Source organism: Legionella rowbothamii (genome assembly GCF_900639985.1).
Classification (GTDB): domain Bacteria; phylum Pseudomonadota; class Gammaproteobacteria; order Legionellales; family Legionellaceae; genus Legionella; species Legionella rowbothamii.
Map to the genome: position 1 here is coordinate 1 of NZ_CAAAIM010000015.1, position 20,824 is coordinate 20,824.

Here is a 20,824-nt window from a genome sequence, read left to right on the forward strand (position 1 = left end):
ATTTGGCAAGACACTGCTTCTGAGATTCTTTGCGCCTAATATTCGATACGCTCTCTTTTCTTGCGATTTAAAAAGTTAAATTGACGCTGCACCCCTACACCATATCAACAAATTCATTGATTACTCAATTTATTATATGTAAACCCAAAAATCTTGTCCGAAAACAGCCCCGACGTACACATTAAGCCATTCGTGCATTGAACGATACGAAATTATCGTTGAGTAAATATCTATTGTGAGCTAATATTTTACACTTTGATTTTTGGATTACATCGATGAGATTAACTAGACAGCAAAACAAAAAGACTGGAAACCAAGTTGCTCCTTTCAATTCATTAATAATGCGAATGGAAGGGTGCAATATAAAAGCAGATGCTGATAAACGCACTTACATTTTCTACAGCAAGCAGTTAAAAGACAAAGGCCTGGATGAGGTCACCTCGTTATTGACTGAGATGCTGGATAAGCATATTTTCCCTAATACGATAATTCTAAATCAACTCATTAAACGCCTGTCTCAATTGCATCAACCTCAGTACTCTTTACTTGTACATAAGATGGCTGTAACCAAAGGTTTGGCCAATGCCATTACCTACGCCAGCACCCTAGATGCGATTGCCAAGAGTAAGGAGCCGGATGCCGTGCGTGCGGTGCAGTTACTGCAGGAAGCCAAGAAGGCAAACTTGGCCAATGCCATTACCTACGCCAGCACCATCGATGCGATTGCCAAGAGTAAGGAGCCGGATGCCGAGCGAGCGGTGCAGTTACTGCAGGAAGCCAAGAAGGCAAACTTGGCTGATGCCATTACCTACGCCAGCACCCTAGATGCGATTGCCAAGAGTAAGGAGCCGGATGCCGAGCGGGCGGTGCAGTTACTGCAGGAAGCCAAGAAGGCAAACTTGGCCAATGCCATTACCTACAACAGCACCCTAGATGCGATTGCCAAGAGTAAGGAGCCGGATGCTGAGCGGGCGGTGCAGTTACTGCGGGAAGCCAAGAAGGCAAACTTGGCTGATGCCATTACCTACGCCAGCACCCTAGATGCGATTGCTAAGAGTAAGGAGCCGGATGCCGAGCGAGCGGTGCAGTTACTGCAGGAAGCCAAGAAGGCAAACTTGGCTGATGCCATTACCTACGCCAGCACCCTAGATGCGATTGCTAAGAGTAAGGCGCCGAATGCCGAGCGGGCGGTGCAGTTACTGCAGGAAGCCAAGAAGGCAAACTTGGCTGATGCCATTACCTACGCCAGCACCCTAGAGGCGATTGCCAAGAGTAAGGCGCCGGATGCCGAGCGGGCGGTGCAGTTACTGCAGGAAGCCAAGCAGGCAAACTTGGCCAATGCCATTACCTACGCCAGCACCATCGATGCGATTGCCAAGAGTAAGGAGCCGAATGCCGAGCGGGCGATGCAGTTACTGCAGGAAGCCAAGCAGGCAAACTTGGCCAATGCCATTACCTACGCCAACACCATCGATGCAATTGCCAAGAGTAAGGAGCCGGATGCCGAGCGGGCGGTGCAGTTACTGCAGGAAGCCAAGCAGGCAAACTTGGCCAATGCCATTACCTACAACAGCACCTTAGATGCGATTGCCAAGAGTAAGGAGCCGGATACCGAGCGGGCGGTGCAGTTACTTCAAGAAGCCAAGAAGGCAAACTTGGCTGATGCCATTACCTACAACAGCACCCTAGATGCGATTGCCAAGAGTAAGGAGCCGGATGCCGAACTGGCAGAAGCCTTGATTAATGAGGCCATAGAGCAATTTAAGCTGGGTGATATGAAGAAGGGGGCAAGACTAAACTTGCATGGAATGTCATTTGGCCTAGTCTATTTCGGACTCAAAAGTCGTGTACAGCAGGAGATGAAGGCAAAGGACTCTATTTCAGCGCTTACTTTAATCTATGGGAAAGGGCTGCATAGTAGTTGTTCAGGGGAAGAGATTCATCCGGTCAAACAGGCCGTATTGCGCGTGGTCGATGAACTCTCAGACCAAGGGGTTTCTGGTCAAGAAAATAGAACTAATCAGGGGGTATTTGAGCTGTCTATTCAACCCCGCCAGGTTCAATTCAATACCTTCAACCCCAACCATTTTTTTTCTCCCGGACTTAATCCGCATTCCAAACCCTTTGTATCTAAATCCCTGGGTGGTACACAACCTTGGTTTTAGGCATCTCCCAGCGGTTCATACCGCAAGAGCCCAGAGTTTGGGCTCTCCTTTTTTGAACATTCGCATGATTTCAAACCCCTTAATGGTAGCATAGGCTGTTTTTATTGACTGAAATCCTCAGACCGGATTAATGAGACGTTTAACCTTGCCATGGTCAGCCTCTAAACGATTATTTTGATACTTTATTTGCACGTGTTTGACTTGATTATTTAGGACTCCTTCTTGTTTTAATTCGTTTATCGCGTGATCCTAGGCTGGGGTTTTATCGGTATTAATCATGCTAATAGCACAGATTGGATTACTTTTAATTAATTTCTTAATAAATCGTTTCGCAGCAATCGCATTGCGCCAATGAGACAAATAAAAATCAACGGTCTTACCTTGCTCATCAATTGCACAATACAGATACTTCCATTGTCCTTTTATTTTGATGTACGTTTTATCTAGGTGCCACCGTCTAGCATAGCGTTTCTTATGCCAATCTAATCGCTTTTTAAGCTTTGGCGCATAGGACTGAACCCAACGATAAATAGTTGTATGATCCAGTTCAAGGCTACGCTCCTCCATAAAAATTACACCATTTGAAGGCTATAGGTTGTGTTGAGCGCATGAGGATAGAATATCAACTAATGAGATTAGTCTAAATTATAAAACATCTTGCGTTTTTGCAACGGAGCTCAAAAACTTATGTAAGCTCTTACCATCCTCCGACCGTTGGACTTTCAAATCTAATATTTTGGGGGGGCTTTTTATTCTTTTCACCTACCGTGTTGGATTATTTTTAAGTAGGAAATTAGAAAACAAATTATCATTATTAGATAAAGTCTCTTTTATTAAAATGAATAAAGGAGGCGAACGAATATTTCAAAAATCTGAAAAAGAAGAAAAAAATATAATTAGAAGTAACTTTTTAATCACATCTAAGGTTAATTGCAGTTGTTTGGCAACAGGGCTTGTAAGCATAATCTCTCTCTAGGTAAATTTTTTGGTGTGGTTAGTGTATAAGATGAGTTTATTTTGAAATACCGTATTTTTTACGGTATGCATAATGTTGTGGTTTTAAGCGCGAGGCGGCAGGAAATAGCCCCTTGTTTAAACTATGTACGCGCACATTATTTGATATTGTTTTATCCTTTGTGTATAATGATCTACCAAGCAATATCATTAAATTGGTCTAAGCATGCCTTTATTTATTCTGGATTTTGATGAAACAATCGCTTCTGAAAATACTCACAATGCAGTATCTCATCTTACGAAAATGGATGAGATGTGGGATGTCATCAAAGAAATTCCCCCAATTGAAGGTCCCAATACTTGGCGAGATATCATTCGCTCGATTCTTAGCGAAGGCCATAGTCTTGCAATTGCATCATTTAATGCTTATGGAAGTACATTCATTCCAAGATATTTGCAAGAAGTAATTGGATTAAGTGCGGATGAAGTTCAAGCAATACATATTGAATCGTGGCTTCCAGCCCATCCTCGTCAGGCTAATAAAAATGAACATATTATGTATTCCATAAAAGATATGAAGTACACAGGTTCGCCCGATAGCATCGTTTTAGTTGATGATGACCTAAAGAATATAACGGCTGCTGGCAAAAATGGATATAAAACAATTCATGCAACCGGTAAATACATAGAGCACATTCAGCATCTCAGCAGCGACTGGAATTATTCAGCGCAGCCTAATAGTTTTATGTATAATTTTTTTAAAATATTTGGTGCGACCCACAAACCAACACTCACTCCAGATGAGCCTATTCCTAATTCGGATAAAGATTCTGATAAAGATTCGAGTTCCGATTCGAATTGCATAGTAATGTAATTATTAAAATTTAATAATTTGTTAATATTTGTGCAATATAATTATATAAAAAGCACTGATTAAGTTGTGCGTCCTATATAAATCATGAATATTTCCTGGAGAGCTTAATGACTAAGGTTGGTATTAAATTAGACGCTCAAAAAAAACGAATAAAGCAGCCTCCACAAGAAGTTATTGAACAACTTTCACGAAAAGCGATTGAGCAATTTGCTAAATCTCACTCTATTAATATCGTTGAAGATGACATCGTTGAAGATATAGATGAGCAACTTAAAATTGTGAGACTTTTTGATAAGGCTCAGAATTCTATCTATTTTCTTGTGTCGCAAAAACTAGGTTCAGGTGCATTTGGAGAGGTGTCACATGGAATTCAACTCGATATTAAAAATGGCAGGGTAATTCCTGATACCGAGGTTGCAATAAAAATTACTGACTATAGTGCAGGTGGTACCCTTGGAAAAAGAGACATCGAAAGGGCACGAGAAGAAACTGAACATAAGTATGATATTCTTAGCAGAATTCAACAGAGCAAGGGGTTTTCTCTAGGAGAACGCGTTAAAAATGTTACCCTGGACTTTGGCGAAGGCATTACTAAAGAACGAGTAGTTACGATTCAAGAGGCTGTGGTAGCCATGCCTTTGCATCCCGGAAAAGATATTCAAAATAAAGCTCATAAAGATAAATACAGTTATGGTTCGATTACTTTTGCTCAATTAGCTTCTATACTGTGTATCAATCTCGGGCTATTGCATGACAATAATATTATTCATTCCGACTTAAAACCTGCGAATGTTATTTGGGATCCAGAAACTGCCCAAGCCAATATTGTTGATTTTAACCGAGCTAAGTTAATTTCTAATGATGAAACGCATGTTTATACAAGTGCGTCTTCAGATAGAGCCTACATGGCTGCTGATTGTTTTACAGACCATGGATATAGATTTTCTAAAGCGAGTGATATTTATTCATTAGGAATAATTCTTGGTGAAAAATTTGATATAAACTCTCAAAACGGGCAAAAAGAATCCTTAACGATTAAACACTATTTAAGTTATGACCAGTTCATGACAAAACATTTTCTTGAAAAAATGACAGCTGCCGATGAGTCTCAACGACCAACGATACAAGAATGTAAGCAGTTTTTTAATCAAATAGAAAATAAAATGCAGCTTGATATAGAACAGCCAGACAATAGATTGTGTTTGGAATTAAGCAAAAAAATAATCAGCTTGGAAGTGTATGCCAACCAACTTCGAGGCGAAATTAAAAGCCAAAGTCAATTTGCTACACTGCTGACTGCCACAGGTTTAACTGCGGATAAAAGTAAGAAATATGAAGAAGCAATCCAAGCGATAGAACTATTAACGAAAGCCTTATCTACTCCTAATATTGATAAGGAACTGCTAAAAAGTCATCAGCAAGAATTGAAACAAATTGATGCCCGTACAAGGGGTTTGTTTAGTATTAAAGGTCGATTCAATAAAATAATAGACGAAGTAGAACAATCAATAGCAAACACTGATACTGACGATGAAAATAATATCAAGCCGACATTGTGATAGTGGGTATACTCCCTGAGTCCTCAATAATTTTTGACAGGCTATGATAATCAATCGAATGCAGTATTTTGATCCCTTTTTCTGGGTGATTTGCCTCATTTAACGCTAAGGCATAAACAATATGATTGTAATTAACATACAGAACATTGTTCTAGTCTACTAGGCTATACTCTCCATTAGCAATTCGCTCAAACCCTTTCCTTTTAATGACATTATGACATCCTTTTAAGACTTATAAGTGTTTAGGAAACCGTAGCTTATGTTTTAGGATTTTGCATTAACTATCGTATTTCGTAATCTATGCCCTAGGATTTGCTGCAACCAGGCTAAACCCCTTATAAAACCGAACTACCGCGGCTTGACCGCGGTATCCAGACTTATCATGCAGGAAATATGGTTTGCAATTTTTCCTTGATGACATCAATCTTATAAGGTTTAAGAATATAGGCATTGATGTGATATTTTTTGGATTCGATAACCAAATCTGTATCGTTTTCTGCTGTGAGTAAAATAAAGGGGAGTTTTGATAAAGCACTGTCTTTTCGTACGTATGATAAAAGCTCTATACCATTCATTTCGGGCATATTATAGTCACTAATTACCAGATCAAAATGCTCTTTCTGCAAGAGTTCCCATGCTTTGGAAGCGCTTTCCGCCTCAGTCACGTTAGTAAATCCTAGTTTTGTTAACATGCTCAGCAGTAGTTTTCTCATCGTCGCAAAATCATCGACTATCAAAATATTTTTATTGGTGTCCATATTTTCTCCTTGCATCCGATGGCATTTGATTTACTTATTTTTTATCCGATTCAGTTAATTTAAAAATGGATGCTAATTCATCATAATTAAATTGCTTAAATGTAATGTCCTCGCCAAGCTTTAGTTCTATTTTATATTGTTGATATATTTGCTCTAAAATTTTTAGTGCTTGATTTATCGTTTGACGCATGTCTTTTTTTTCTAAACGAATTTGCTCAATTAAGTCTACATATTGGGTCGATTCTTCCGCATGCGTTTTATTTTCTTCAAAAACGGCTTCTATTTTTTCCATACAATCACTAATCGTTTTTTTTATAGCCTCAGGATTTTCAAGCGTTTTTTCATCAACATTTAGATTACATAAGTGAGCCATTTTTAAAATCATCTCTTCTATTTCTTGCTCAATAGATTGATGATGAGCGGCTGGAGGTTGCTGCTGATTGGTGAGCGAGCGATGATGCTGTGCTGCTTCATAAAATGTATTCACATAGGCTTGATCCAGCAGTTCAAATGTGTTTGTTAATCGATTAGCAATATTGGATTTACACTCCATCATTAATAGAATTAATTGGTTTAAAATGAGCTGGTTTTGTTTCTTTATATTTTTTAAATAATGTTCACTTTGATCGCCATAAAAATTAATGAGGATCGGAGTGAGTTCAGAGGCATTATTTTCTATATATACTTCAGCCTTAGTTTTTGCATCAGATAATATTTTTATTTTGGCACGATTGGTTAATGCCTTGTGAATAAAGAAGGCGATTAATGAACAGGTTAATAAAGTAATAATTAGTATTATTGGTAACACAGCTTCAGATGTCATCATTTCCCCTTAGTTCATCCATTTTCTCTTTATATATTTTTTGATTTTTCTTATAGAAATAGCCACAAATAACTGATACAAAAATTAATACAAGTAAGCCAATCATGGAAACTAGATTAATTGATAATAGGGGGTGCCTTTTATTCATGTGTTTTGTTTTATCAACCGTCGGGCCAGGGGTACTTCTTTCTATTTTATCTAAGGGGATAGGTGCAATATAACTACTTATTTGTACGGGGGCGGTATTACAAATAATTTTTTCTTGTGGTAAGAGCAAAGCTAATGGACGCCCACTTGGTGATTTTGCCGTAATTTCAGCTTGCAGTGAAAATTCAGGTAATGCCTGGGTGTTACACAGAGTATCAATATTGGTTTGCCAAGCCCCGTTATTAGGAGCAAGAGTTGATAAAGCGCTTCGCTCTTGATTTATTAGTTTGATTTGTACTGAATCTCGTTCAATGTGTGGATTAATTAATTCGACTTTAAAGGTGTTATTGACGATGCTTTGTTGAAACGGTGTGGGCATTATTTTAAACAAAGATTGTTCTTCCCGTACAAAAGAATCATTTTTTGCAGTCACTACACTTTTGGTTACTCCTGGAGACATGTCTAAGAGAAACTCTTTTTCAAACTGCATATTCTTGATTAGAGGAATGGGAGTAGAAAAGTTATCTTTTTCATTTTTTAGGCTGAGTGTTACTGCCGTATTCTTTAATAAATGAGGTAACTCGTTGAGGCTTTTTTCTGATTCTAATCTCGCGTTTATAGTAATTAATTCTCTATTAAAGTACTCGCCACTTAACTTATTCGTTATTAATTCTAAATTAGTTAAAATAATGGCTCGTTCTTCTTGTTGTTCATCCCCTTTTATTTTCCATGCGCCTGCATCAGGATGTTTCACATCGATGAAAATAAATTTACTCAGTGAGGGGAATTTTGACTCAAGTATACTTCCATCAGGTTTATATAAAGCAATTGGCGCTTTTTGATTTTTTTTCTCAATAATTACGGACAATTGTTTTACATTTGCATCTACTGGGATTTTTCGTTCGTTATTGTCTGCTTTTTCCAGTGGAATACCTTGCGCCGGAATGGCTGAAGTAAAAGCATTATATAAGGATTTTTCTGCATCAGACATGGAGTTGATAAACTGATAAATTCCATTAGTTTGGCTCGCTAAAGATTTCAGTAATTCTTCATCGATATTTGAGCCGATGCCTATGGTATAGAGTTTGATGTGATTCTTTTTCAATTCTGGAAGTAACTGATTATTGAGGACTTGCTTATCGTCACTATCTTGTTGTTTGGAGCCGCGATCGATTTTTCCATCGGTAAGCAGAACAATAAATCGAGATTTATTGTCTTTCCATGAACCATTAGCTGCTTTTAGTGCAGCAAGAATATTAGTAAATTGGCCTCTAGAATTGATTTGCTTTTCTTTGGCGTGAAATTGATTCACATAGTCGTCAGAGGCTTCTTTCGTAGGTACTAATAATTTAGCATTTGTAGAAAAAGTAAAAATAGTAAGTTGGGCTCTATCTTTAAGAAGATTAATCAATAAATTGGTTGCGGGGATTCGTAAATTTTGCGGATCGTTTTGTTTCATGCTTCCTGAGGTATCAATTAAAAGAACCACTTCGGTATTTTCTTGCGCTAGTACAGGAGTTGATAAGCCGCATGTAATACAAAAAATGAACAATAGAAATAAACGAATGCTAGATGATCTCACCGATAGTCCCTTTTAATTTTTATTCTCTCCGCCAATAAAATATAGGTAGTATTTCGAGTTATTTCAAATTACTTAAGTTTAAGCTGAGCTGATCAGCCGCATGACCGTATAAATTGCCCATTTCTTTATAGATTTTTTAACGTAACCTTCAGATTTCATACAAAAAAAAAATATGCTGCTATACTCAAAAAGAGTTGTTCATTGTCTGATAGATTTCCAGCTTATTTCTGATAGGGATATATAAATAATGCTTGTTTCTTAAAGTTTGATATTTATGTTGAAGCTCCATTGTCTTAAATAACAAGAATGTGACGTGTAATTAAGAATATGAAGTGAGTCATATGGATAGAGAAAATAACATAAATCATCATTATCGAGCGTGTAATGAGTTGCGTCGATTAGCGTTAAGAATGCAGCGAACTATTGGTAGTGTAGAAGATATTTCAGTGAATGCATCTATTGTTGCAAGTCAAACTGGTAATAAAGCACGTGTATTTTTTGAAATAGCCAGCCAGATTGAAAAGACATCGCGTAAGATGCATACCAAAATCAACACTATAATTCAGGTTACTAGTCGCCTAATTGAAACAGTCCTGTCCTCGAAAATAGCACTTTATCATATTGATAGTTATTTCCTGGTGCAAATTTCAGAGAGTTATTCTACGAACCATGAGCTGACAAATGATGTTACCTCCCGATTACAAAAGCAAGTGGCTCTTGGGTTTATTCAATTTAGAAATGGTGTCAAAGCACTTGAGGTACAGTTCAATGTGTTTGAGTTTTTAATTAATCGTATTTTTGTTGCCCTTACTGCATTGAGAATCGAAGAAGAACTCTTTCGCAGTGAGCTGGGTATGGCTGCCGTGGGCTCCTTAATTAAATCATTTGAAGAGTTACTCAGTGTGTTGTCACATGATTATGATGTGTTTCGAGATTACTTTATGATTTTTAAGCACGCAAACAAACTACCATGGAATAGTGAGGGATAGGATGAAAAAAGTAGTTCTCTATGATAATGGTGATATTCAATGGACTGTTTTAGCGCGCGATCCTAATAAACCTAAATCGGTTATTGATACGAATGAATATATTATTCAGGCCGGTGGCGAATCGATGCTGCTTGATCCCGGGGGCATGGAAATTTTTCCTAGTGTTTTGTCGATGGTTTCAGAAGTAATAGACCTCAACTCTATTAAGGCATATATGTGTTCTCATCAAGACCCAGATATTATGTCTTCTTTACCCATGTGGATGGAATTAACACCCAATGCCACGGTTTATGTATCTTGGTTATGGAGTAGTTTTATTTCTCATTTCGGGTATAAATTTGCTCATAATTTATATTCGGTGCCAGATGAAGGCATGCAAATAAAATTGGGCGATCGCCATTTTCAGCTTGTTCCCGCTCATTATTTGCATTCATCAGGAAATTTCCACTTATTTGATCCAGTATCTAAGATTTTATTTAGTGGCGATGTGGGAGCTGCATTATTACCTCATGATGCGGATTTATTTGTTACTGATTTTGCTGCTCATGCACCCTATATGAAAAAATTTCATCAACGTTGGATGCCCTCCAATACGGCCAAAGATGCTTGGATATCACGGGTTAGAAAGCTAGGAGTTGAAATGCTATGCCCACAACATGGGGCTATTTTTCGAGGGGATGATGTAGAGCGTTTTTTTGATTGGTTCGATGATTTGGAAGTGGGAAAAACCCAACGTTTAACATAAGTCAGGCAGGAGTAAGGATTATGAGTTTTTTAATGGATCAAGAGGGTGAACGAGTTGATTCAGCCGTTACTGATAAAAATAATATACTAAAACACAATTCTGGAGAGATGGGCGATATTAATCATCATTTTAGCGATATTCGTAAAGTATTTAGTGAGCTCATCTCTTCTGTGGAAGCCATTAATAAAATGGTGGGCGTCGTGCGTGATTTATCTGGCAAAACGGATCTTTTAGCTTTGAATGCATCGATTGAGGCCGCTCGGGCAGGTCAAGAAGGGCGAGGGTTTGCGATTGTTGCTCATGAGGTTGCACGTCTTGCGGAAAAATCACAGGAGTCGATTGGTAAAGTGGAATTGGCAAGTGATTCTTTGCAAGAGAAGGTGCTTTTACTCTCAGAACGCTTGGATGACATACAAAAGCTATTAAACAAAATTATTTAATTTCCGCATCGCATTGCGAGCTTCGACATTGTAAATGGACTTAACACTATGGATGATGATGAAATAATACTCATGTTTTTCGAGGAAGCTAAGGCAGTTCTCGAAGAGCTCTATGATTTGTTAAAAGTTTATGCGGACGAACATTCCACTGAAGAAAAGATTGATAACGTCAATGCAATTTATCGGGGCGTTCATACCATCAAAGGTGGCTCAGCGATGTTTCAAATGGATGAGTTAACTAAGGTGGCTCATGAACTTGAAAGTTATTTGAGTACCAAGAAAAAAGCTCCTGACGATTTTGATGTAGTTCTGGTGACTCACCAAATCGATCAAATTGAAACACTGTTACTGACAGAGGCTAAAAAGCGAGAAGAAGCACAATCTTTGGCGTTGCCTGTATACGCAGTAGTCGAGCCCAAAATTGAAGAGGTACCTGAGGCCTTAACCCCAACCGTTACACCCGAGGGTGCTCCTTATCAACTGGCTGAGGAGCAAGTTAATGCGACGAAAAGCCAAGCTAAAAAAGACACAGCAAATTTGATTCGCGTACCTTTGGACAGAATTCAACGTAGCTATGATATTACCTCCGAGATTTTTTTATTGAGAAACCAAATTGCTCATTTAGTGGAAACTGGTTTTGAAAATACGGGGATTCAAAATGATTTATTTCTCAAATGGGAAGTACTCGATAATTCATTACGCCAACGAATTGTTGAACTTGAAAGTGCTGTGCTCAGTATGCGTATGACGGCGGTTAAAAGTCTGTTTTCACGAATGGAAAAAACCATCCGTACTTATATTGAGAGTAGTGACAAATTAATTCAAGTTAAAGTGAGTGGGCAAGAAACTGAAATTGATAAACGTATTCTTGATTCTTTAGGTGACCCTTTAATTCATTTAGTGCGAAATGCAATGGATCATGGAATTGAAGCGCCTTCACTACGTGAACAGCATAATAAACCACGCCAAGGTACGATTTGCATGGATGCAAAAATTATTGGTAGTGAAGTGGTTTTGAAAATTAGCGATGATGGTAAGGGAATCGATGCTCAGAGCATTTTACAATCGGCACGTTCTAAAGGAATCGATATTTCAGGTGTGGCGAATGAGCAGGATGCATTACAGCTTATTTTTGCCCCAGGCTTTTCTACTGCTCAACAAGTCAGTGAAATTTCAGGTCGAGGCGTGGGAATGGATGTGGTTAAAACCTATGTTGATAAATCTGGAGGTAGAATTCACATTGATACTAAAGTAGGTGAGGGGACCACTTTTAGTTTGTACTTGCCCATTGGATTATCTATTATCCCTTTAATCGTCGTGAGTGTAGGCAATCATGTTTATGGTATTCCCACACATGACATTATGCAGACCTACACCTTGCGTCGAAATGATATTACATTCAACCAAAATCAATATTTGTTAAATGTGGATAATCAATTTGTCCCATGTATTTTCTTGTCTAAGTATTTTGATAATACTGGCGCTGACGATTCGCTTATGAGACGTGAAATGTTTGTTTGTCTTACCCAAATTAATGGGGAACGATGCGCGTTTATTGCTGATAAGTTGATTGCAAATACAGAATTTATTGTCAAAGCATTACCTTTAGGGATACCTGTTTTAAATTATCTTCAAGGAGTTTCTATTTTAACTACAGGGGTTTCCGCATTCATTTTGTCACTTGAAAAACTATATAAACATATTATGAGTCGGCATGAGGTAAGCATCAATGCAATTTGAAAACATAATAAAGCAATTCCAGTTTGAAGAGTCTGAAATTGTTGATGAGAAGAAAACCTTTATCCAGTTTGTAATGTGTGACTCACATTATGCTTTAGATATTCATTATGTTAGTGAGATTGTCGAGGTGCCTGTAATTACACCTTATCCGGAGATCGTTCCAGGGTACTTAGGAATTGTGAACTTGGGGGGGCAGATTATACCGGTAGTCGATTTTACGGGTAAATACACTAACGGGATTGAAACCTATAAGGTACAAAAGACTCATTTGCTATTAGTCGCCGATTTTAATGAGAATAGCCCTTGTGGCCTTATTATTGAGCGTCCAAGACGCGTCGATGTCTCGCTTAAATTGCTTGTTTCGGCGACAGCAAATATCAATAATTCACCCGTACGTTTATTGGATGAAAGGGACTTTCATGTTAAGGAGAGTGAATGATGGCTGTACAGGAGCATTCTACAGAGAATGAAAACTTTCTCATGGTTCCATGTCTTATCATCGCAGATTCTCAGGCGATGTTAGTTGGTATTAATGCGCAAAAGATTATTGGGGTTGTCGATTACGAGCGAATCTCATGTCTTCCTGCATCCCACTTGCCCTTTATTGGTCTATATGAACACCATCAAGAGGCTGTGCCGGTCATGGATTTATCTTTAGTGCTAAAACAACCGGACATGCATTTTTCTCAATTAGCCCCAAGTTCGCCAACAAACTCTTTGCTTGATTCTGAGTTTGCTAAGCATGTTGAACAAATAAAACGGTACAACCAGACTAAAATAATCATTTGCCAATTACTCAATATGGTTGTTGGCATTTTAGTTCATGCTACCTACCGTATTGAATCGCTTAAAAACAGCCAAATTTTAAGTGTTCCTTCAATTTTAGAGAATTCCGCATTTTGTATGCTCAATGGATTGTTTCCTTATAAAAATCAGTTTTTATATTTGCTTGATTTGGAGGGAATATTGGCTCATTTAGGTCTGCTTAACTTACCTAATAATGAAACGATATCTGCTTCCTCGTCATCCTCTTCTATGGCTGGTAAAACTGCGCTTGTTGTTGACGATGCAAAAATTTTCCGGTACCAGGTATCCAAACTTTTATCCGCACAAGGCATGCATTGCATTGAGGCAGTAGATGGTCAAGATGGGTACGAAAAATTCATGCAACAACCTGACAAGTTTGACTTAATTTTCACTGATTTTGAAATGCCGCGTATGGGCGGGTTGGAAATGGCAAGAAAAATTCGCGGGGAAGCCAGTACTATTCCGGTGATCTTCAACTCCAGTATTTCTAATCCTACGCTCATTGCGGAAGTGGCCGCTGAATACGGGTGTTTTCTTGTGAAGTTTCAGCCAGAAGAAATTATAAAAAAATTACATGAATTATTTGGGGGGGCGCACTAAACATGCGCCAGTCTTCAACGAACTACTCAGGCGATTTCAGGGAGTGGCTCAACAGCAAGAATATTGTGATTGATCATCGTTTGAATAAACGAAAGCGCATCATCCGCCGCCTTTAGCCATTCAATATGGTATTCTTGCATTAAAAATTGTATCACTTCTTCCATTGATTTCCCTGGTTTATCGAATAGAGGCCATAGCTTTGCGCCTACAGGATTTAAGCCAAAATATGTTTGGCTCGTAGGTTCTAAGACCATGATTTCATTATCTAACTCAACATGTGTAACATTGTGCTTTTTGGAAATGAGGCACGTAGTAATTAATTGATTCATGAACTCTCCATAGTTACATAGTGTTTCAATATGATGACGGATAGGTAATACGCCGGTGAAAGCCATCTTATTTTTGCATTATTTCTCTATGATTATCAATGACGAAGCAACCCAGGAGTTTTCGGCACGGGCCCCCCTAGGTTGCTTCACTTGATTCGCAATGACGATGGATCTAGATTAGTTGACGCACAATGTGAGCAGATCCGATTCCTCTAAATCATTTTCCGGCTCAGGTGTAGCGGCAATACCAAACCAATCAGAGAGAGTAAGCAGTGATGCCTGGAGGAGGATATTTTGGGCGCTTTTCTGCTCCTTTATTTATCTGAATTAATGCATTTCCTTGATCTTTTCCTGACATTATAAAATGAGCTAATGTATTAGATAGTTCTTGTTAGTTGTCTCGATAATGAATTATTAGATACTGTATTCCTATACAATATTTTAACTCATATAAGAATGAAATTAGTACACATCAATATGGCTGGCCAAGGATTATTTAGTGTGGATGTTTAAGCTAATTCCTTTTTAGAACGATCATTTTTTCCTGTGACATATCTTTCATCGTCCAAGGGATCCCTCCTGTGCCATAACCCGATTGTTTTAATCCAGCAAATGGCATCCAATCAGTGCGAAAGGCAGTGTGATCATTAATGAGTATTGCTGAGGCATTAATGCATTCTGCTGCTCTTAAAGCGGGTTCTAGGTTTTCTGAAAAAACACTGGCTTGAAAGGCGAAGGGTAGCGAATTCGCTATTTTTATCGTTTGCTCAAGGTCTTCATACCCGTAAACACAGGTTACTGGACCAAAAATTTCCAACTGGGATACTTTAGCATCGGCAGGTGGATTAAATAATACCGCTGGAATTAATGTTGTTTCAGAAAGACGTCCTCCGCCATATAATTTTGTACCTTGAGAGACGGCTTCATCAACCCAAGATAGGACGCGCTCTGCTTCACGTGGATGAATAAGGGGTCCTACTTCAGTTTCTTTAAGTATGGGGTCGCCAATACGAAGTGATTGGACCTGCTTAACAAATTTTTCCATAAATAAGTCAATAATTTTCTGATGCACAAAAATTCGTTGCACGGAAACGCAAACTTGGCCTGCGTGGTAATATCCACCTTTAACTAAAGAGGGAATCGTTTTTTCCAAATTAGCGCTGCGATCCACAATTACAGGCGCTGCTCCACCATGCTCCAAGGCACAACGAGTTCCGGGAGCGAGTTTACTACGTAAGTACCAACCTACTTTAGCAGAACCAATAAAACTTAAGAATGAGATGCGTTTATCGGTTGCTAATTGTTCTGCTAAGTTATTGTCATCGGTAATAAAGGTTTGACACCATTCTTCGGCAAGGCCGGCTTCGCGTAATAATATAACGAGCTCTAAACAGCATAAGGGAGTAGGGACTGCTGGTTTAATGATAACAGGGCATCCTACCGCGATTGCGGGAGCTACTTGATGAATAATGAGATTTAATGGATGGTTAAAAGCTGAAATAGCTGCAACAACACCAATAGGTTCTTTAATCGTAAATGCCCAACGATGCTCACTTCCAGGAGTCAGCCCCATAGGAATTTCTTTACCAGCAAAGTGTCGTAATTCTTCAGCAGCATCATTTAGACCGTCAATTGCTCGAGTGACTTCGACTGCTGCATCAGTAAAGGGTTTCCCTCCTTCTTGAGCAATCAGTTGAGTAAAACGTTCTTGTTGAGCGGATAATAATTGGGCTGTTCGTTTCAATAGGGCCATTCGCTCATGAGCCTTAAGCCACCCATCCCGATTGTTTAAAGCCAAGGTTGCTCGATTAAGCTTTGCTTCTAGTGTTTTTGCATCATCAGCAGGAATTTCGGTGATTAGACTGCGGTCAAATGCATTCACTACCTGCAGTGTTTTTTTCATGATTAGACTCCCTTATTAACTGGGGGAAGTCGTTGCTGTAATTCATCAACAAGAACGCGCTTATTTTCTGAATAATCAACCGGAAAAACAATAAGATGTACACCACCAGTGGTAAATGCATCTTCAAGAATCGACTGAAAATTCTCAATTGATTCCACGCGAGTACCCCGTGCTCCATAAGCTTCCGCGTAGTTGACGAAGTCAGGGTTGGTAAATGTCATACCGAAATCTGGGAACTTATCAACGGCTTGTTTCCAACGTATCATTCCAAAGGCATTATCTTCAAGAATGAGTACCACCAGGTTTAATTTAAGACGTACAGCTGTTTCTAATTCTTGGCTATTCATCATAAAGCCTCCATCCCCGCAAACTGCCATTACGCGACGATGAGGATACAATAGTGATGCCATAATTGCAGAGGGAAGTCCTGCTCCCATGGTTGCAAGGGCATTATCAAGGAGAATGGTATTGGCCATTTGTGTCCGATAATTTCGCGCAAACCAGATTTTATACATGCCATTATCCAGCGCCAGAATCCCATCTTCGGGCATGACTTGCCGAATGTCATAAACGAGTCGCTGTGGGGTGAAGCGGTCTTCTGTAGCTCGAGCAGAAATTTTACTCAAAATGCCTTCACGTAAAGGAAGCAGGGCGTTGGCATGCGGGATTTTTCCTTCGATTTTATCTGCCAACAATTTTAATGAAGGGCCCATATCTCCAATGACTTCTGCCTGAGGGAAATAAATTTGTTCCACTGTAGCTGATTGATATCCTACATGGATGACTTTAAGGTTTGTACCCTCCATGATAAATGGCGGCTTTTCTACGGTACTATGACCAATGGTGATGATCAGGTCCGCTTGTTCGATGGCTTCATGCACATAATCCCGTGCGGATAGTGCAGCTGTTCCCATGTAATATTCTCTTGCCCCACTAACGGTGCCTTTACCCATTTGAGTTGTAAAATAGGGTAGCTTGGTGCGCAGAATGAAGTCGGCAAGCGCATTAGTGGCTCTTGGGCGAGAGGCTGCTGCTCCCAGCATGACCAAGGGACGTTTAGCCCGCATAATCATCTCTGCTGCGCGACTTAGGGCTTGCTCATTGGCAATCGGGTATTCGATGGGATGTGGTGGAGTGAGACTCACTTTTTTGCTTCGTTCAGCAGCTATATCTTCAGGAAGTTCTAAATAAACCGGACCTGGAGTTTCTTCTTGAGCAATATGAAATGCTTCTCGTACCAGAGTAGGAATCATTGACGGTGAAACAATTTGGCGCGACATTTTGGTGAGTGGTTGCATTGTCGCGACGGTGTTCACTATCTGAAATCGGCCCTGATGCGATGAGAGAACGCCTTTTTGCCCTGTTATCATAATCATCGGCATTGCCCCAAGCAAAGCGTATGCTGCACCCGTAGTAAGATTTAGTGCGCCAGGACCCAAAGTGGTTATACAAACACCTGGTTTCCCGGTTAATCTACCATAGGTTGCTGCCATGAATGCAGCTGCTTGTTCGTGTCGCGTTAATACCAGTTTGATGGAGGAGGTGCGCAACGCTTCAACCACATCAAGATTTTCTTCACCAGGAATCCCAAAAATATATTCAACCCCTTCATTTTCGAGTGCCGCGACTAAGAGCTCAGAACCTTTGATCATATTGCGTCCCTTAATATTAAGATCTCGTGCTTTGACGTATTTTTTAGAGTATTACAGTTCTTATCCTACATAGTATAACTAATATTATATTTTTTTGATTTTATTTTTTACAATTCACTAAAAGTATTAGACTTTTTTGTTCGCTACATTATCGCATAGCCAAGCAAATTAGATTTTTTCTACATGATTATAAGTTTAAATGGCTTGAATTTAAGAGGGTAATATTTTTAGGATTAAAATAACGTTTATTTAATAGAGTGTTAGGCTCTCTTAGGGAAATTAGCTCTTAATTAAAATTGGATTTTTCTGATAAGTTGCTCTACATTTTAGACGGAAACCATTATGGAGAAGGATCATGAATAAGGACATCTTTGAAGGGAAATGGGAAGAATTAAAAGGTAAAATGAAGCAAACCTGGGGTAAATTAACGGATGATGACTTTAAAGTCATTGAAGGAAATCATCAGGAAATTTTTGGAAAACTTCAAAAACATTACGGTTACTCAAAAGATGAAGTTGAGAAGGCAGTTAAGGACTTCCGCAATCACATAAAACATTAAAAATGATGATTTAAATAAGGAAACATTATGAAAAAATTAATTATAAGTTTTTTTATTTTTAGCTCAACTATTAGCTTTGCTTCAGTTCAAACTAATATGAATGAAAAATGGATTTGTACTACAAATGCGAGTAGCAGCGAGAGAACTGATGATAAATCTGCAGATGATAAAATGGCAAATACTCAAGGCACTGCAGCAGAATCCTTCGCTTTTGCCGCTAAAAATTGCCGCGATTGCACACAAATAAAATGTGAAGTAAAAGATTAATTATCTTGAAATGAAGCGGCAATATCCCGCTTCATTTCTAAATCCCTTATAGACACTCTGAGTTGAACACCTACTAATGGCCTTTTTCATTTAAAACTGCATCGTTAAGCCGTAAAAATTATGGTGTCGGTTGAGGTCTCTTTGTTGATACCAGAAATCTGATGGGGAGAAATATTCTCTCACAGTACTTCTAGGTTAGTAAATCCTATAGTTTAATGAGAAAAAATTGTACATAATTAATTGAAGATAGTAGAATACAACATGAATTTCTGGAGTTGTCTTTTATGAGATGCATGCTAATGAATACACTTAACCCTTCTCCATTGATAATCCCCATCCGCTCCCAGCTGTAGTAAGTACAGACATTAATTTTTTTATTTATTCTCTGTGAAAACCGTTACGTAGGAACCTTATGTTTATGAAACTAAAAGTTGCGTGCTTATGCTTTATATTTATCTTTATTACTGAATGTTACGCAGTTGAACCCCTACCCGATAATTTAATCGGTATTTCAAGCAAACCTGGGATTATTCTTTTTCGCAAAAATATAAATCAGAATTTATTAAAGCTTCTTGAGCATTTTACTACTCAAAAAACGCTGACTTATTGCGGAATTGCGAGTGCTGTGATGGTATTAAATTCATCTGGCCTATCGGCCCCCACTGATTTTCAACATGCGCCTTATCATTATTTTACACAGGAAGACTTTTTCAATGAGCAGGTGCAACAGATTATTAACCCGGAGGAAGTTAAAAAATCAGGGATTAATTTGTTCACTTTGAATCGCGTAATTCAAAGTTTTGGGCTAAAAAGTGACCTATTTTTTGCTAATGAGCTCTCGATTGACGAGTTTAGATCCGTATTAAAAAAAGCATTATTAAATGAGCAATTTATTATTGTTAATTTCCTAAGAACAGAGTTGCAACAAGAGGGGAATGGGCATCATTCGCCAATCGCTGCTTATGATGAAAAAACAGATCGTTTCTTAATTCTTGATGTAGCACGATATAAATATCCTGCATACTGGGTAAAGGTCGAGGATTTATGGAATGCAGTTAATACGAGAGATGAAGAGATGTATCGAGGATTTATTATCATTAGCTCATAGACATATTGGGGAAAATCTTGCTCTTTAAGCATTGGTAGAAAAAAAACAATCTTTCGTTAATGTCGCTCACTTATGTTTTCTTACCCAATAATGGTGCGAATTAATGCGCCTTGACCGCGGTATCCATAAAAACCCAAATAAATTAGATATCACAGGGGCAAGTCGCGGTAATTTTGGAGCTTAGACATCAAATAATACTATTTTAGTTAAGTATGGTTAAGAGATCTTAAGATCTGTTCCCCATGTTTTAAAAATCAAATTTCTCGCAAAAGATTAATTAGTAGGTCAAGGGAATTCGCAATAACATTTTGTTCTTGCTCGGTTAAAGCCTGAAGATTTTCATTTAATCGATTATGCAATAGGTAGGGGGCTTCTTGTACAAACTCTTTACCTTTTGTTGTGATATCAATATAAATACTGCGTCTATCTTTAATATCACGAGTCCGGCTAACAAGATTTTTTTCTTCTAAACGATCAATTACACCTACCAAAGTGCTCATGGATAAATAGACCCGTTTGGAAAGTGAGGAGATGGTCATCATGCCATTTTCGTAAATTTCATACAGGCAAATAACCTGAGGCACTGTTAAGCCATAATGTTTATTTAGTTTTCTTGAGTGATAGTCCATTTGCTGCATAATTTTTCGCACAGCAAGAATAATGGTTTTAGAACGGTGATCGAGTTGATTTGTAACTTTGTCAACTCTTGGGGGAGTATCACACATAAATTGTAATTACCAGTATGTTAAGGCCCTCTATTATAGCTAAGTGGCTAAGTAAACTATAGCAGCCTTAGTAAAAATAGTTTGTCTCTAATTAAGGT

19 protein-coding genes and 1 pseudogene are annotated in these 20,824 nt (G+C 38.6%); 12 read left to right on the forward strand and 8 right to left on the reverse strand.

Annotated elements, in window-relative coordinates:
• Positions 1-275: 275 nt before the first annotated feature.
• Entirely contained in the window at positions 276-2,165 is a 1,890-nt protein-coding gene (locus tag E1P08_RS16120; protein WP_133137996.1) for a hypothetical protein, read from the forward strand.
• A 117-nt stretch (positions 2,166-2,282) separates the two neighbouring features.
• Here E1P08_RS16120 and E1P08_RS16125 read toward each other — a convergent pair.
• Positions 2,283-2,732 (reverse strand): annotated as a pseudogene (locus tag E1P08_RS16125) (IS6 family transposase).
• Positions 2,733-3,345: 613 nt separating this feature from the next.
• Here E1P08_RS16125 and E1P08_RS16130 point away from each other — a divergent pair.
• Together E1P08_RS16130 and E1P08_RS16135 are read left to right on the forward strand one after the other, a co-directional pair.
• Entirely contained in the window at positions 3,346-3,993 is a 648-nt protein-coding gene (locus E1P08_RS16130; protein WP_133137997.1) for an HAD family hydrolase, read from the forward strand.
• Between the two features lie 107 nt (positions 3,994-4,100).
• On the forward strand, positions 4,101-5,552 hold the full coding sequence (locus E1P08_RS16135) for a protein kinase domain-containing protein (RefSeq protein ID WP_133137998.1): 1,452 nt from the start codon (positions 4,101-4,103) through the stop codon (positions 5,550-5,552).
• 380 nt (positions 5,553-5,932) lie between these two features.
• On the opposite strand, the gene E1P08_RS16140 is transcribed toward E1P08_RS16135, so the two are convergent.
• Genes E1P08_RS16140 through E1P08_RS16150 form a run of 3 tightly spaced genes read right to left on the reverse strand, consistent with a single transcriptional unit; the run spans position 5,933 to position 8,862 of the window.
• On the reverse strand, positions 5,933-6,310 hold the full coding sequence (locus E1P08_RS16140) for a response regulator (protein ID WP_133137999.1): 378 nt from the start codon (positions 6,308-6,310) through the stop codon (positions 5,933-5,935).
• A gap of 34 nt (positions 6,311-6,344) precedes the next feature.
• Positions 6,345-7,136, reverse strand: coding sequence for a hypothetical protein (locus tag E1P08_RS16145; RefSeq protein ID WP_133138000.1), 792 nt, complete (start codon positions 7,134-7,136; stop codon positions 6,345-6,347).
• Complete coding sequence (locus E1P08_RS16150; protein WP_133138001.1) at positions 7,123-8,862, reverse strand: vWA domain-containing protein; 1,740 nt, start codon at positions 8,860-8,862, stop codon at positions 7,123-7,125. Before E1P08_RS16150 ends, E1P08_RS16145 begins: the two co-directional genes overlap by 14 nt.
• Before the next feature lie 341 nt (positions 8,863-9,203).
• Here E1P08_RS16150 and E1P08_RS16155 point away from each other — a divergent pair, with 341 nt between their 5' ends.
• From E1P08_RS16155 to E1P08_RS16180, 6 genes are read left to right on the forward strand one after another with little or no spacing between them, the layout of a single operon-like run.
• Entirely contained in the window at positions 9,204-9,851 is a 648-nt protein-coding gene (locus tag E1P08_RS16155) for a hypothetical protein (protein WP_133138002.1), read from the forward strand.
• Between the two features lies 1 nt (position 9,852).
• Positions 9,853-10,596 carry an oxygen-binding di-iron domain-containing protein gene (locus tag E1P08_RS16160; RefSeq protein ID WP_133138003.1) on the forward strand — a complete coding sequence of 248 codons (744 nt, stop codon included), beginning with the start codon at positions 9,853-9,855 and terminating at the stop codon, positions 10,594-10,596.
• 20 nt (positions 10,597-10,616) lie between these two features.
• Positions 10,617-11,036, forward strand: a complete 420-nt coding sequence (locus E1P08_RS16165) for a methyl-accepting chemotaxis protein (RefSeq protein ID WP_133138004.1) — start codon at positions 10,617-10,619, stop codon at positions 11,034-11,036.
• A 48-nt stretch (positions 11,037-11,084) separates the two neighbouring features.
• A complete protein-coding gene (locus E1P08_RS16170) occupies positions 11,085-12,776 on the forward strand; it encodes a chemotaxis protein CheA (protein WP_133138005.1) in 1,692 nt (563 codons plus the stop codon).
• A complete protein-coding gene (locus E1P08_RS16175; RefSeq protein WP_133138006.1) occupies positions 12,766-13,215 on the forward strand; it encodes a chemotaxis protein CheW in 450 nt (149 codons plus the stop codon). The genes E1P08_RS16170 and E1P08_RS16175 overlap by 11 nt, the downstream gene beginning before the upstream one ends.
• On the forward strand, positions 13,212-14,183 hold the full coding sequence (locus tag E1P08_RS16180) for a chemotaxis protein CheV (protein WP_133138007.1): 972 nt from the start codon (positions 13,212-13,214) through the stop codon (positions 14,181-14,183). Before E1P08_RS16175 ends, E1P08_RS16180 begins: the two co-directional genes overlap by 4 nt.
• Positions 14,184-14,209: 26 nt before the next feature.
• On the opposite strand, the gene E1P08_RS16185 is transcribed toward E1P08_RS16180, so the two are convergent.
• From E1P08_RS16185 to E1P08_RS16195, 3 genes are all read right to left on the reverse strand, one after another.
• A complete protein-coding gene (locus E1P08_RS16185) occupies positions 14,210-14,512 on the reverse strand; it encodes a PqqD family protein (RefSeq protein ID WP_165485216.1) in 303 nt (100 codons plus the stop codon).
• A 514-nt stretch (positions 14,513-15,026) separates the two neighbouring features.
• Positions 15,027-16,415, reverse strand: a complete 1,389-nt coding sequence (locus tag E1P08_RS16190; protein ID WP_133138009.1) for an aldehyde dehydrogenase family protein — start codon at positions 16,413-16,415, stop codon at positions 15,027-15,029.
• Between the two features lie 2 nt (positions 16,416-16,417).
• Positions 16,418-18,067, reverse strand: a complete 1,650-nt coding sequence (locus tag E1P08_RS16195) for an acetolactate synthase large subunit (protein ID WP_133138010.1) — start codon at positions 18,065-18,067, stop codon at positions 16,418-16,420.
• A gap of 355 nt (positions 18,068-18,422) precedes the next feature.
• Between E1P08_RS16195 and E1P08_RS16200 the strand changes: the two genes are divergently transcribed.
• The 3 genes from E1P08_RS16200 (at position 18,423) to E1P08_RS16210 (ending at position 20,001) form a co-directional block, all read left to right on the forward strand.
• Positions 18,423-18,626, forward strand: a complete 204-nt coding sequence (locus E1P08_RS16200) for a CsbD family protein (RefSeq protein WP_133138011.1) — start codon at positions 18,423-18,425, stop codon at positions 18,624-18,626.
• A 27-nt stretch (positions 18,627-18,653) separates the two neighbouring features.
• Complete coding sequence (locus E1P08_RS16205) at positions 18,654-18,893, forward strand: hypothetical protein (RefSeq protein ID WP_133138012.1); 240 nt, start codon at positions 18,654-18,656, stop codon at positions 18,891-18,893.
• A 418-nt stretch (positions 18,894-19,311) separates the two neighbouring features.
• Entirely contained in the window at positions 19,312-20,001 is a 690-nt protein-coding gene (locus E1P08_RS16210; RefSeq protein ID WP_165485217.1) for a phytochelatin synthase family protein, read from the forward strand.
• Between the two features lie 254 nt (positions 20,002-20,255).
• On the opposite strand, the gene E1P08_RS16215 is transcribed toward E1P08_RS16210, so the two are convergent.
• On the reverse strand, positions 20,256-20,726 hold the full coding sequence (locus E1P08_RS16215; RefSeq protein WP_133138014.1) for a MarR family winged helix-turn-helix transcriptional regulator: 471 nt from the start codon (positions 20,724-20,726) through the stop codon (positions 20,256-20,258).
• Between the last annotated feature and the right edge of the window lie 98 nt (positions 20,727-20,824).

What these genes read in the sequence shown, in the direction of transcription:
- E1P08_RS16120 (WP_133137996.1), top strand. Translation starts at nt 276, where the DNA reads ATGAGATTAACTAGACAGCAAAACAAAAAGACTGGAAACCAAGTTGCT.
- E1P08_RS16130 (WP_133137997.1), top strand. Translation starts at nt 3,346, where the DNA reads ATGCCTTTATTTATTCTGGATTTTGATGAAACAATCGCTTCTGAAAAT.
- E1P08_RS16135 (WP_133137998.1), top strand. Translation starts at nt 4,101, where the DNA reads ATGACTAAGGTTGGTATTAAATTAGACGCTCAAAAAAAACGAATAAAG.
- E1P08_RS16140 (WP_133137999.1), bottom strand. Translation starts at nt 6,310, where the DNA reads ATGGACACCAATAAAAATATTTTGATAGTCGATGATTTTGCGACGATG.
- E1P08_RS16145 (WP_133138000.1), bottom strand. Translation starts at nt 7,136, where the DNA reads ATGATGACATCTGAAGCTGTGTTACCAATAATACTAATTATTACTTTA.
- E1P08_RS16155 (WP_133138002.1), top strand. Translation starts at nt 9,204, where the DNA reads ATGGATAGAGAAAATAACATAAATCATCATTATCGAGCGTGTAATGAG.
- E1P08_RS16160 (WP_133138003.1), top strand. Translation starts at nt 9,853, where the DNA reads ATGAAAAAAGTAGTTCTCTATGATAATGGTGATATTCAATGGACTGTT.
- E1P08_RS16165 (WP_133138004.1), top strand. Translation starts at nt 10,617, where the DNA reads ATGAGTTTTTTAATGGATCAAGAGGGTGAACGAGTTGATTCAGCCGTT.
- E1P08_RS16170 (WP_133138005.1), top strand. Translation starts at nt 11,085, where the DNA reads ATGGATGATGATGAAATAATACTCATGTTTTTCGAGGAAGCTAAGGCA.
- E1P08_RS16175 (WP_133138006.1), top strand. Translation starts at nt 12,766, where the DNA reads ATGCAATTTGAAAACATAATAAAGCAATTCCAGTTTGAAGAGTCTGAA.
- E1P08_RS16180 (WP_133138007.1), top strand. Translation starts at nt 13,212, where the DNA reads ATGATGGCTGTACAGGAGCATTCTACAGAGAATGAAAACTTTCTCATG.
- E1P08_RS16185 (WP_165485216.1), bottom strand. Translation starts at nt 14,512, where the DNA reads ATGAATCAATTAATTACTACGTGCCTCATTTCCAAAAAGCACAATGTT.
- E1P08_RS16190 (WP_133138009.1), bottom strand. Translation starts at nt 16,415, where the DNA reads ATGAAAAAAACACTGCAGGTAGTGAATGCATTTGACCGCAGTCTAATC.
- E1P08_RS16195 (WP_133138010.1), bottom strand. Translation starts at nt 18,067, where the DNA reads ATGATCAAAGGTTCTGAGCTCTTAGTCGCGGCACTCGAAAATGAAGGG.
- E1P08_RS16200 (WP_133138011.1), top strand. Translation starts at nt 18,423, where the DNA reads ATGAATAAGGACATCTTTGAAGGGAAATGGGAAGAATTAAAAGGTAAA.
- E1P08_RS16205 (WP_133138012.1), top strand. Translation starts at nt 18,654, where the DNA reads ATGAAAAAATTAATTATAAGTTTTTTTATTTTTAGCTCAACTATTAGC.
- E1P08_RS16210 (WP_165485217.1), top strand. Translation starts at nt 19,312, where the DNA reads ATGAAACTAAAAGTTGCGTGCTTATGCTTTATATTTATCTTTATTACT.
- E1P08_RS16215 (WP_133138014.1), bottom strand. Translation starts at nt 20,726, where the DNA reads ATGTGTGATACTCCCCCAAGAGTTGACAAAGTTACAAATCAACTCGAT.